A 12,742-nucleotide genomic window follows, 5' to 3' on the forward strand; every position below is an offset into this window, starting at 1 on the left:
GCGAACTGCAGGCCTGGCCGTCGGGTGGTCACCGCCCTTTGATCAGAAGCACGACAACCAGGATCGCGACCAGCGCAGCGAGCCACTTCAAGCCGGAGAACACCTTGTCGAGCCGCTCCGCCAGCGCCACGACGGGATTCCTGTCGTCCGTGCGCAGCGACATCTGCGCTGGCCGGCCATCTCCCGGCAGGCTGACCTTCGGGAGATCAATGGCGAGATACACGACATATCCGCTGGCGGTTGCCGGCGTCTCAAATGTGCTGCCATCCTCGCCGGGCTTGAGGAACGCGCGGAATCCACTCGTCAGTGCAGCACCGGACGGAATCGACGTGTAGACGTCCCGCAGGCACAGCCCGGCCTTGACGGCAGTGACCTGTCCCGCCTCGACGCCGTCGGCAAGTGCCTGCAAGCTGCTCGCCGGCACGTCGCACAATGCCCACCACTGAGCCGGTTCCAGCATCTCATCATCGGACTCGTTGTAGCCGAGCCTTGCCGTGCCGAGCGGATCGTCCGAATGGGCGATGCCCAGTGCGTCCTGCAAGTTGCGAAGGCCTTGCCGTTCAGTCTCGCCGATCTCGCGAGCCGCGAAGGTGATGTGTACCGTGCGCGTGTCGTTCTGCCCTTCCCCGATGATCGACAGACAGCAGTCGTCCAGACTCGCAGTCCCCTGGACATAGGTCGATAGCGTCGAATGCGTTGTCCCGCCGGCTGGCTCCAGTCGCCTGATGACCTGAATGTCCTGCAGAGTGAGCCACAGCGACTTCGCCGGGTAATACGTCCGCACGTTGCCATCGGCACTCGCATGCTGAAGCGTATGATCGGCGCACGCCCTGATCTCGCTACCCTTCTGCGTGTCCTCGCGTAACCGGCCACCGCTTTCATGCCGGCGCCGTTCATCGTATCCGGCAAGTTGATCGACGTCGGGACATGTCGCCGGTGTCCTGGGCACGACCCTGACGTTATCCAGAATGTCATCGTGGGTCCGGACTTTCGTAACCAGCATTTCGTCGCGTCCGCCCGATGCAGGACAAGATCGTGAGAGCCTCCCGTATTGCGTACCGGCGACGGGAAGCACGTCGCGGGCACCCTGGCCGGGTGTTGCCTCAGGTGCCTGTCGCGTGAGCGGATCGACATGCTGGGGTCGAGGCGTGTCTGAAACATTCACAGGCGACGGAAGCAGCCGGCTCAACAGGTCTGCGTATGGCACAAGCAGCGGCAGGAACAGGCAGGCCAGTGACAGATTGAACAGGGTATAAAAATCGGCCACCACCCGCCCGTTGTCCGGCTCGATTCTGACCATGACGCAGCCGATCGGCGTGAGAGCTGCAAGAACAAGCACGACACCGACCGACATGATGAGCAGATTGCCAACCGGCACGCGCCTGGACACCGGATCGTGCGTGACGGTTCCGTCCAGCACCGGGTGAATGGCAGCGCCCAGATTCGCACCCAATACCAATGCGAAAGCTGTATCGGGTGGAACCACGTTCTGCCCGCAGAGTGACACGATCAGGAGAACGGCTGCCACGTTCGAATCGGCGGCCCAAGTCAGGCCGGCCGCCAGCAGGAAATCGACCAGCGGTTCCGTCGAGGCAGCTCCCAGCAACATCCGAAGGCTCGGCGCATCCTCGTAGTCCGTCATCAGTTCCTGCAGGTGATGCAATGCGAGCAGCAACAGGCCCAGACCGATGAACATGCGCCCCAAGTCGTGCGCGCGCGTGTTGGATGCCTTGCGGAACATCAGCACCCCAACGAGGACGAGTGCGGGCGATACGGTCTCGACTGCGAACGAAAGCGCCTGCACGATCAACGTCGCACCCACGTTCGCGCCAAGCATGACGGCCAGCGAGGAAACCAGCCCGACGCGCCCTTCCGTTGCAAACTCCCGCGTCATGACTGCCGTTGTCGCACTGCCTTGCAGCACCGCCGTGACGCCGAGGCCGCCGAAGAAGGCAGGAAATCGCCCGTGAAGCATCCGCCCCAGAAGTGCCCGAAGTTCGGCGCCGAATGCACGCTGCACGCCGGTCTGGGCCATTTGCGTGCCCAGTAGGACCAGCGCAATTGAGCCCGCGAGATCAATCAGCGTAAACGTGAATGTCATAGTTCTTGCTCCCCGACGCCGACCGGTTGCTTTTGCAACGTTCTCCGTACTGCGGTTCGCTCACGCCCGTAGCCGGTTCGCAAGGAAAGGCGAACTCGAATGCGTCTTGTCACGATGGAGAAACGCACGACCGAACCGTAGATCAGGCGACGCGACCTTCCCCCGAAGACTCCGTGCGCCACGATTCGGCCACCCGCGGCGGTTTCCATGAAATCACGCGCCTGCAACCGCATTCCCCAATGCAAGTGGCATGCCACCAATGCGGGATGGGCGTGCAAGGCGACTTGAAACCAGAAATACGGAGATGGGCACGTTGGCCGAATGAATGTGTTTCAGCACTGATACAGGCCTGCATCTATCGTGCGACGGCCTATGTCAATTGCCAGTGCTGCAAGCGCCCAGTGACCATACAGCGGGCGGTATCACCGTCACGAGCCGCCCGGGCGCGCCGCTTTTCAGACGCATCGGATCGTTTCGAAATTGAAACGCGCGGTGCGACACGTGGACGAGTACAGCCAGGTAGGGGGCAGAGCGCGCGCGCCCGGGTCGGCGGCCTTCGGGAGGGCTCTCCAACGCCGATTCCGCTAGCCGGAAGGACAGAAAGGCACGTCGACGACACGTGAGGATGGCGCCTGGCGGCCGTAGCCGCCGGTCGTGACCGCCGGAAACTGCCCGGACTACACGTCGACCGTTGGAAGCTCAATCTCGTGCATCTTCCTCCAGCGGCCCGAGGCGTTCTCCAGCAAAGCGACGGAGCGACAGCACGTTCGAATTGCCTCCCGCGCAGACAGACGATGTTCGAGCTCGACGGCCGCCAAGCGGGCTGTCGCGGCATCCCCGTGCGCGACAGTCAGATGCGGAACGATGCAATCGTGTGCACCACCGTAGGGGCGAAACATGGGAAAGCGCTCGACCAGCGCAGTCGTCAACGCGACGAACGGTTCTGGCGGATCGGGAACAAGATAAGTGGTGACCGCAAACCGCTCGACCTTCCTCAACGAAAATTCGAATGGCTGCACGACACTCAGCGCGCTTTGCACTTGACGAAGGACGTCGGGCGTAATTTCGTCTGGCGGCATGAAGGGAAACAGAACCGTGACATGCGCCGGCACGCCCAGGTTGGAAGTTGCATCAAATCGACTCCGAAGGTCCGCTACAGCTGACTCGGCTGCAGGAACCTCAACGACGAATGCTGTTGTGAACATTCAGGAATCCTCTCGCGTCGATTGGCCAATGATGATGGATTTCCGTCGACAACACTCCTCATGACTGCCTGTGGCATTTCTAAACGATGATGGTCACACAGGGCCAGCGATCCTTGTATCTTTTCTGCTGGATTCGCCGTAGATAGGTATCCATGCTGACGCGCGCTGGGTTGCGTCGCACCACCATGGAAAAAAGGTCATCGAGTCCGTATGGTGCGCAGACATCAATTGTCCCGTCGTTAAGCAAAGTAAGTCCTACCGCCGTCGCGTACTCCGGCCACGACGCAATGGCTTGGGCCAGTGAAATAAATGGGGGCACTGGATGCCCAAAGGCACTCTCGAACCAGAGGTGGACAGCGGCTTGATTAGTGACCTCCCACGGAATGTCGGCACACTGCGCCATGAGGCAGCGCTGGATTTCGGCATCGCGCATCGACGACAAATCGGACGGGTCGAAGTAGGCCAAATCGACATCGGCCGGGCGCGTCGGAGTCACATATCCGTGAAGCGAGTCCCAGACCAAATTACGAATGGCCCCCGCGCCAATGCACCAGGATTTCAGGCCCATTGCACGTGCCGCCGACAGCGCAGACATACACCAAGATGACTGTCGGGCTATGTCGATTAATCTTTCGTCGAGATTCATCGCGGATCTGCATGACCTAAACGAGCAGGACGGTTGAGATTGTCACCAGATTCGGTCGCCTCGTCGAGTCATCGAAACCGGCCCACGCTTCCCCGGCAGCTTCGTTCTTTTCTCATCCGGCTGCGATACCGTGAACCGGGCTACCGACACAATGACGCGAACGCGATCCTCGGTCGATTGGCGGGAATGCGGATTGCTCGATTTCGCGCGCCGTATCGGCGCATCCTGCCCTTCACGACAACGACCGGTACCAACGCGACGCTTCCTTTCCTCTCCGGTATTAATCTCCGGAATGAAATGCTATTGCTCATCGTTTCATGACCGGATATCCGGACTACATTCTCCGAATCAATTAAATCGCATATTTTACCGACCCAGCGAGCAATAATTGCGACCTCACTTCAAATCAATTGATCGAAAATCACAAAATATTATTGACTTCGACTTTTATGCAAATCTAGAATCCCCTACAGCGGCTTACGTTTCGTTTTCTCTCGCCGCGCACGATTCGCACTCAATCCCGCGAGCGTTCCTCGCAATCGCCTTCCGTTGCTGTGCAAAGGCGCCCCCGCAGCCCAGTCATTCGTCTTTATCGGCCATTCGCGTATTTGCAGCCTGATTTATTTTTTACCAAGCGCCACACCCCGATTAATTCCAGCCATTCACCGGAAAGACCGCGACGCGAGACCAAACGGACCCAAGATCCGTCGATTCGAACATCCAGATAAAAAATCGCCATTCATCAGGAGGGACATCAACATGCATCGCCTTGCGAAGTCGCTGTGTCTCGGGCTCGTCTGCGCCGGCCTGCTCGCGGCCTGCAACGACGACGACGTCAAGTCGACCGCCCCGCCGTCGAACACCGCCGCGCTGTCGTTCCGCATGGACACCGGCGGCCAGATCAATGCGTTCTACCGGCAGGACAAGGTCGCCGCGCACCTGCTCGTGCGTTCGTCGACGAAGCCGCGGCTGCTCGTGGTCTTCCCTGCCGGCAACAGCGGCACGGGGCTGTGGTTCGACGACACCGCGCAGCCGGTGAACTGGAGCCTCGACACGCCGCCGTCCGCGCTGTCGGCCCCGGACGCGCGCGGCCGGCCGCTGTACGGCATCGGCGCCGATGTGTCAGTCGACACCAGTACGCTGACGATCCGCCAGGGCGTGCTCAGCAACGTCCGCTTCCTGCGCGACTTCAACGGCGGCGCGACGATTCCGCAGCAGATCCTCACCACGCCGACTGTCCAGGGCAGCGCCGCGCAATGGCAACGCGACCGGATCGACGGCGCGCCCGGCTATTCGCTGCGCATCACGCTGCGCGACGGCGGCAGCATCGCGCCGGCCGCCGGCGGCAAGCTCGTGCTCAATGCACCGCCCGGCTCGCATACGCTGAAGCTGCACATCGATGCGCTGTCGGGCGAAACGCCGCTGTCGCCGATCACGCGTGCCGACCTGTTCGCCCCGTCCGTGAACCCCGACCCGGTGAGCCAGAACGTGCTCGAATTCCTGAGCTTCAACGACAAGCTGCTGGCAGGCTCGTGGCAGTACGACACGTACTTCGGCCGCGACACGCTGATCTCGGTCCGCATGCTGATGCCCGTGCTCGAACCCGCGGCGATCGAGGCCGGCCTGTCGTCGGTGCTGAGCCGCCTGTCGGTCGACGGCAAGGTCGCGCACGAGGAAGGCATCGGCGAATTCGCACTGGTCGACAACCAGAAGAACGGCAAGCCGAACGATCCGACGCCGACCTACGACTACAAGATGATCGACAGCGACTACCTGCTCGCGCCGATCGCGGCCGCGTGGCTGATCGACGACACGCGCGGCCAGGCGCGTGCGGCCGCGTATCTCGCGCAGCGCGGCAGCGACGGGCAGACCAACGGCAGCCGCCTGGTCGTGAACCTGCTGCACGTCGCGACGACCGCGCAGGCGTTCGCGCAGCAGCCGTCGGTCGTGAACCTGATCCACCTGCGGCCCGGCGAGATCGTCGGCAACTGGCGCGACAGCACCGACGGCCTCGGCGGCGGCGTCTACCCGTACGACGTGAACGCAGTGCTCGTGCCGGCCGCGCTGCGCGCGGCAAACGCGTTTCTCGCACACGGCCTGCTCGATCCGTACCTCGATGCCGGTCAGCGCGCGACGCTCGCCAACACGGCGAACGAGGCCGCCACGTGGGAGACGCAGGCGCCGCCGCTGTTCCAGGTCAGCGTGCCGGCCGCGCAGGCGGCCACCGACGTGTCGGCCTATGCGCCGTCCGCCGGCGTGCCGGCCGGTCCCGCACCGAGCGCACCGCTGGCGTTCTACGCGCTGTCGCTCGATCAGCAAGGCAACCCGATTCCGGTGATGAATTCGGACGGCGGCTTCGCATTGCTGTTCGGCACGCCACCGAACGACCAGCTCCAGCGGATCGTCACCGACGTCACGCGGCCGTTCCCGACCGGGCTCGTGACCGATGCCGGGATGCTGATCGCGAACCCGGCGTATGCGAGCCAGGCGCTGTGGCCGAAATTCACGAGTTCCGCGTATCACGGCACGGTCATCTGGTCGTGGCAGCAGGCGATGTGGGTGGCCGGGCTCGACCGTCAGCTCGCGCGCCAGGACCTGTCGGCCACGACCCGCACGCTGCTCACGCAGGCGCGGCAGACGATCTGGCAGGTGATCTCGAACGGGCGCGACATGCGGACGTCGGAGATGTGGACGTGGTCCTACGTGAACGGCAAGTACCAGACCGACGCGTTCGGCACGCGCAGCGCCGATGCCACCGAAGCCAACGCGGCGCAGCTGTGGAGTACGACGTATCTCGCGATCCGCGACCCGCAGCAGCGCGCGGGCAAGTACTGGTGGCAGGCATCGCAGCAGATGCAGGACGGGCAGCCGAAGCCTGCGACGTCGGTAGCGTCGCGCTAGCGCATCACCCTGCCGATCGGCATGCAAAAGCCCCGGGGGGAATTACCGCCTTCGGGGCTTCGGCAAAAAACCGGCTTACCGCGACACGACGCGGTTGCGCCCTTCCCGCTTCGCCGCGTACAGCCGCTCGTCGACCACCCTCAGCAACGCGTCGACCGTACTTCCATCGACGCCGTATTGCGCGACACCGACGCTGACCGTCACCTGCACGCGCTTGAAATCCAGCCCGAACGGCGAACTCGCGATCGACGAGCGCACGCGCTCGGCCGTCATCCGCGCGCCTTCGAGCGGCATGTCCGGCAGCAGGGCCATGAACTCCTCGCCACCGACACGCGCGAGCCCGCCCGCCGGCCGGATCGCCTCGAGGCACTGGCGCACGACGCCGCGCAGCACTTCGTCGCCGATCTGGTGTCCGTACGCATCGTTGATGTTCTTGAAATTGTCGAGATCGAGCGCGAGCAGGCAGAACGGCGTGCCGTCGCGTTCCGCCCGCACCATCTCGCGCTCGACCTGCGTGATGAACTGCCGGCGGTTCGACGCGCCCGTCATCGGATCGGTCGCGGCCATGTACTCGAGCTTCTGGTTCGTGCGCCGCAGTTCCTGCAGCGCGCTCTCGGTCCGCGACATCGATTCCGCCAGCCGGCTCATCAGGTCTTCCTGGCTGTAGATCGCCGAGAACGAGCGCGTCGTCTGCAGCGCCTGCACGACGCCGTAGCTGAGCAGGAAGAAGCCGCCCGCGAAGATCGCATGCGCCAGCCACCACATGTGATTCCACGGCTTGCCGAGAATGAACGCGAGCGACGACAGTGCGAACGCCATGATCGACACGCCGTAGATCATCATCAGCGGCGAGCGAATCCGCCGCGCGAGCAGCAGGCAGACGTTCAACAGCGAGAACACGAGCGCGCCGCCTTCCATCGACAGCCGCGTCCCCGGCGCGCCCGCGATCGGTGAATACGCAATGTAGGCGACGACGACGTTGACGAACACGAAGAACGCGATCCACGGCAGCCACGTCCGCGCGCTCGTGCGTTTCTCGATCCGGTCGGGCGGACGCGAATACGACAGCAGGCCCGTGAGCAACAGGATCGACATCACGAGCCGCGACGCGGGCCCGTACAGCAGGAACAGCCAGATGTTGTGGTGCGCCATCCCGGTGAACGCACCGTGCAGCGCATAGATCATCGCGAAGCCGAGAAAGCCGAGCGTCAGCCAGCGCAGCAACGGCTCGCCGGACGACCGGTAGCACACCCAGGTCACGTAGGTGACGAACGCGCCTTCGAGGGTCGCGGCCGCGATCGCGATTTCATGGAATGCGTGGTCCTCGAACACGACGTGCGCGTCGCTGAAGAACCACAGGTAGGCAATCAGATAAGCAGGCAGCAACGCGAATCCGACCAGCAGGCATTTCGCGTAGAGCTTCGCGGCCGCGCTGACGACGCGCGGCGGTTCCCCGGCTGCATAAGTCGTACTCATTCGGTCCCCGGTCGGTCTGCTGCGTTGGTTCGAACCTTCGCGACACGGATCGCACGATGCACGATCCGGCCCATCGTGCCGAAAGGCAAATGTCAGAGCAAGTATAGGTGGGGCAATTTGTTTGACAAGTAAGGGGAAACGGCATTGCCAAGCGCATGCCTTTTGCTTCCCGATTGTTTCGAATCGCGGTACTGTCGTGCCGATTCACGTCGCGGCCGCGGGCACCGCCGAAACGAACCCGCGGCCGCCACCGGCCAAAGATCAGAGGATTTCGAACAGGCCGGCCGCACCCTGCCCGCCGCCGATGCACATCGTAACGACCACGTACTTCACGCCGCGCCGCTTGCCTTCGATCAGTGCATGGCCCGTCAGGCGCGCGCCCGACACGCCGTACGGGTGGCCGACCGCGATCGCGCCGCCATTCACGTTCAGCCGGTCCTCAGGAATCCCGAGCGTGTCGCGGCAGTACAGCACCTGCACCGCGAACGCCTCGTTCAACTCCCACAGGCCGATGTCGTCGACCTTCAACCCTGCCTGCTTCAGCAGCTTGGGCACGGCGAACACGGGACCGATACCCATCTCGTCCGGCTCGCAACCGGCCACCGCGAAGCCGCGGAACACGCCCAGCGGCTGCAGCCCGTCGCGCTGCGCGGCATCGGCGCTCATCACGACGCATGCCGACGCGCCGTCCGAAAACTGGCTCGCGTTGCCGGCGGTGATCACGCCGCCCGGCACGGCCGAACGAATCTTCGACACGCCTTCGAGCGTCGTATCGGGGCGAATGCCTTCGTCCGCCGATACCGTTACTTCCTGCGTGAACAGACGGCCCGTCGCCTTGTCGGCGATGCCCGCGAGCACCGTGATCGGCACGATCTCGTCGCGGAAACGACCGGCTTCCTGCGCGGCCGCGGCGCGCAGTTGCGACTGCACGCCATACGCGTCCTGCCGCTCCTTCGAGATGCCGTAGCGCTTCGCGACGTTCTCGGCCGTCTGCAGCATGTTCCAGTAGATCTCCGGCTTGTGCTGGACGAGCCAGCCTTCCTGAACCATGTGCCGGTTCATCTCGTTCTGCACGCACGAGATCGATTCGACGCCGCCGGCGACGTAGACCTCGCCTTCGCCCGCGATGATCCGCTGCGCGGCCAGCGCGATGGTCTGCAGCCCCGACGAGCAGAAGCGGTTAACCGTCATTCCCGGCACGGTCACGGGCAGCCCCGCGCGCAGCGCGATCTGCCGCGCGATGTTCGCGCCGGTCGCGCCTTCGGGGTTCGCGCAGCCCATGATCACGTCCTCGACGCGGGCGGGGTCGAGCTTCGCGCGTTCGAGCGCGGCCGCGACCACGTGGCCGCCGAGCGTCGCGCCGTGCGTCATGTTGAATGCGCCGCGCCAGGATTTCGCCAGTGGCGTGCGTGCGGTCGATACGATTACGGCTTCGGTCATGCGAGTCTCCTTCGGTCCTGCTTCGATATGTAAACAGACCCTGAATCGGATAGGGAATGCGCTACGCCGCCGGGCGCGCGCCCGCGGACGTCACATGCGCGACGCCCGCTGCCTGCATCTGCTGCCATGCGTGCGCGAGCGACCCGTTCAGGTCGATCGCGCGGCACGCATCGTTGATCACCGCGGCTTCGAAACCGGCCGCGCGCGCATCGAGCGCCGACCACGCGACGCAATAGTCGGTCGCGAGCCCGCAGCACCATACGCGCTTCGCACCGAGTTCGCGCAGGTAGCCCGCGAGCCCCGTGCGCGTCGTGCGATCGGCTTCGACGAATGCGGAATAACTGTCGACCTGCGCGTCGCCGCCCTTGCGGATCACGAGCCGCGCGTGCGGGATGTCGAGGTCGCGATGCAGCGCCGCGCCGTCGGTGTCCTGCACGCAATGCACAGGCCACAGCACCTGCTCGCCGTACGGCAGCGTGAGCATGGAAAACGGCTCGCGGCCCGGATGGTTCGCCGCGAACGACACGTGTTCGCGCGGGTGCCAGTCCTGCGTCAGCACGACCTGGTCGAAGCGCCGCGCGAGCGCGTTGATCACCGGCACGACCGCATCGCCGTCCGGCACCGCGAGCGCGCCGCCCGGCATGAAGTCGTATTGCACGTCGATCACGAGCAGGACGTCGTCGGTGCGTTTCATTGCGTGTCTCCAGACAGGATCGGTCGCGCCGCCATTCGGCGTCGTCAGCCGTTGAACCCGCGGCCGGCCTTCGCCAGTTCCGCGATCGACGGCGCGAGCTGCCATGCGTCGCCGTTCGGCGCCGCGGCGTAGCGACGAATCGCGCGCTCGACGTTGTAGAGGCCCACCACGTCCGCGTACAGCATCGGGCCGCCGCGCCACAGCGGGAAGCCATAACCGGTCAGGTAGACCATGTCGATGTCGGACGCCTTCGACGCGACCTTCTCCTCGAGGATCTTCGCGCCTTCGTTGACGAGGGCCAGCACCAGCCGCTCGACGATCTCGTCGTCGCCGATCTTGCGCCGCTCGACGCCGCGCTCCTTCGAATACGCGACGACCAGCTCGTCGACCAGCGACGACGGCTTCGCCTTGCGATCGCCCGGCACGTAGTCGTACCAGCCGGCGCCCGTCTTCTGGCCGAAGCGGCCCTGTTCGCACAGGCGGTCGGCAATCTTCGAATACTGCAGATCGGGCTTCTCGATGTAACGGCGCTTGCGGATCGCCCAGCCGATGTCGTTGCCGGCGAGGTCGCTCATCCGGAACGGCCCCATCGCGAAACCGAACTTCTCGATCGCGCGATCGACCTGCGCGGGCAGCGCGCCTTCTTCGAGCATGAACAGCGCCTGGCGGATGTACTGCTCGATCATCCGGTTGCCGATGAAGCCGTCGCACACGCCCGACACGACCGCCGTCTTGCGGATCTTCTTCGCGACGGCCATCACGGTCGCGAGCACGTCCTTCGCGGTCTGTGCGCCGCGCACGACTTCGAGCAGCTTCATCACGTTCGCCGGGCTGAAGAAGTGCATGCCGACGACGTCCTGCGGGCGCTTCGTGAACGCCGCGATCTTGTCGACGTCGAGCGTCGACGTGTTCGACGCGAGGATCGCACCCGGCTTCGCGACTTCGTCGAGCTTCCTGAACACCTGCTCCTTCACGCCGAGCTCCTCGAACACGGCTTCGACGATCAGGTCGGCGTCCTTCAGGTCGTCGTAGGACAGCGTCGGCGTGATCAGCGCCATGCGCGCGTCGAGCTTGTCCTGCGTGAGCTTGCCCTTCTTCACCTGCGCGTCGTAGTTTTTGCGGATCGTCGCGATGCCGCGCTCGAGCGCGTCCTGCTTCGTCTCGAGCAGCGTGACGGGCAGGCCCGCATTGATGAAGTTCATCGCGATCCCGCCGCCCATCGTGCCCGCGCCGATCACGCCGACACGGCGGATCTCGCGCAGCGGCGTGTCGGACGGCACGTCGGGGATCTTGCTCGCCGCACGCTCGCCGAAGAACGCGTGGCGCAGCGCGCGGCTTTCCGGCGTCATCATCAGCGCGGCGAAACCCTCGCGCTCGGCAATGCTGCCCTTGTCGAAACCGTTCAGCACGCCGGCCTCGATCGCGTCGATGCACTTGTGCGGCGCAGGGAAATTCGGCGCGGCGGCCTGCGCGGAATTGCGCGCGAACTGGATGAAGCCCGCGGCGTTTTCATGGACGATCTTGCGATCGCTCACGCGCGGATGCGGCCCCTTCTGCGCGCCGACCTTCTGCGCGAACGCGACGGCCGCGTCGAGCAGGTCGCCGTCGGCCATCGCGTCGAACAGCCCGCTCTTCGCGAGCTGCTCCGACAGCACGGGCGCACCCGACACGATCATGTTCAGCGCGGTTTCGAGCCCTACCGCGCGCGGCAGGCGCTGCGTGCCTCCCGCGCCCGGCAGCAGGCCGAGCTTCACTTCGGGCAGCGCGACCTGCGCGCCGGGCGCCGCGACGCGGTAATGCGCGCCGAGCGCGAGCTCCAGGCCGCCGCCCATCACGACGCTGTGCAGCGCGGCGACGACAGGCTTCGCGCTCGCCTCCACCGCGCGGATCACGGTGTGCAGCGTCGGCTCCTGCAGCGCCTTCGGCGTATTGAATTCGGTGATGTCCGCGCCGCCCGAGAACGCGCGGCCCGCGCCGGTCAGCACGATCGCCGTGACCGACGGATCCTGCGCGGCGCGATCGAGCGCGTCCATGACGCCCTGGCGGGTCGACAGGCCGAGCCCGTTGACCGGCGGATTGTTGAGCGTGATGACGGCCACGCCGTCGCGAGTCGAGTAATCCACTGCCATCTGCCTGCCTCCATGCATCGCGCGCCGGGGTGGCTGCGCTTCATTGTGCGCGGTCGAACGGCCGCATGTCCGAATGAACTGAGGCAGCATACAACGAAAAAGCACGGTCGTTCAATTTGAATTTTGTTCCCGATCCGGGGACGGATCGGG

Annotated in this window: 8 protein-coding genes; 1 reads left to right on the forward strand and 7 read right to left on the reverse strand. The window is 64.7% G+C overall.

Annotated features, from left to right (window positions below; all coding sequences use genetic code 11):
- Positions 1–28 precede the first annotated feature (28 nt).
- The 3 genes from AC5LXX_RS09820 to AC5LXX_RS09830 all read right to left on the reverse strand — a co-directional run bounded on the left by AC5LXX_RS09820 (position 29) and on the right by AC5LXX_RS09830 (position 3,952).
- On the reverse strand, positions 29–2,101 hold the full coding sequence (locus AC5LXX_RS09820) for a Na/Pi cotransporter family protein (protein WP_493409357.1): 2,073 nt from the start codon (positions 2,099–2,101) through the stop codon (positions 29–31).
- 677 nt (positions 2,102–2,778) lie between these two features.
- Positions 2,779–3,306: a 2'-5' RNA ligase family protein gene (locus AC5LXX_RS09825; RefSeq protein ID WP_493409358.1), complete on the reverse strand. Its 528-nt coding sequence runs from the start codon at positions 3,304–3,306 to the stop codon at positions 2,779–2,781.
- Between the two features lie 79 nt (positions 3,307–3,385).
- Entirely contained in the window at positions 3,386–3,952 is a 567-nt protein-coding gene (locus AC5LXX_RS09830; RefSeq protein ID WP_493409359.1) for a nucleotidyltransferase family protein, read from the reverse strand.
- Between the two features lie 759 nt (positions 3,953–4,711).
- On the opposite strand from AC5LXX_RS09830, the gene AC5LXX_RS09835 reads away from it, so the two are divergent.
- Complete coding sequence (locus AC5LXX_RS09835; RefSeq protein WP_493409360.1) at positions 4,712–6,853, forward strand: hypothetical protein; 2,142 nt, start codon at positions 4,712–4,714, stop codon at positions 6,851–6,853.
- 75 nt (positions 6,854–6,928) lie between these two features.
- On the opposite strand, the gene AC5LXX_RS09840 is transcribed toward AC5LXX_RS09835, so the two are convergent.
- The 4 genes from AC5LXX_RS09840 to AC5LXX_RS09855 form a co-directional block, all read right to left on the reverse strand.
- Positions 6,929–8,329, reverse strand: a complete 1,401-nt coding sequence (locus AC5LXX_RS09840; protein WP_493409361.1) for a GGDEF domain-containing protein — start codon at positions 8,327–8,329, stop codon at positions 6,929–6,931.
- 261 nt (positions 8,330–8,590) lie between these two features.
- The gene (locus AC5LXX_RS09845) at positions 8,591–9,769 is read right to left on the reverse strand and encodes an acetyl-CoA C-acyltransferase (RefSeq protein WP_493409362.1); all 1,179 of its coding nucleotides are present in this window, start codon (positions 9,767–9,769) and stop codon (positions 8,591–8,593) included.
- A 61-nt stretch (positions 9,770–9,830) separates the two neighbouring features.
- Complete coding sequence (gene pncA / locus AC5LXX_RS09850; RefSeq protein WP_493409363.1) at positions 9,831–10,463, reverse strand: bifunctional nicotinamidase/pyrazinamidase; 633 nt, start codon at positions 10,461–10,463, stop codon at positions 9,831–9,833.
- Between the two features lie 44 nt (positions 10,464–10,507).
- Positions 10,508–12,592 carry a 3-hydroxyacyl-CoA dehydrogenase NAD-binding domain-containing protein gene (locus tag AC5LXX_RS09855; RefSeq protein ID WP_493409364.1) on the reverse strand — a complete coding sequence of 695 codons (2,085 nt, stop codon included), beginning with the start codon at positions 12,590–12,592 and terminating at the stop codon, positions 10,508–10,510.
- Positions 12,593–12,742: the final 150 nt, after the last annotated feature.

The sequence above is a fragment of the Burkholderia torrens genome (assembly GCF_984668525.1).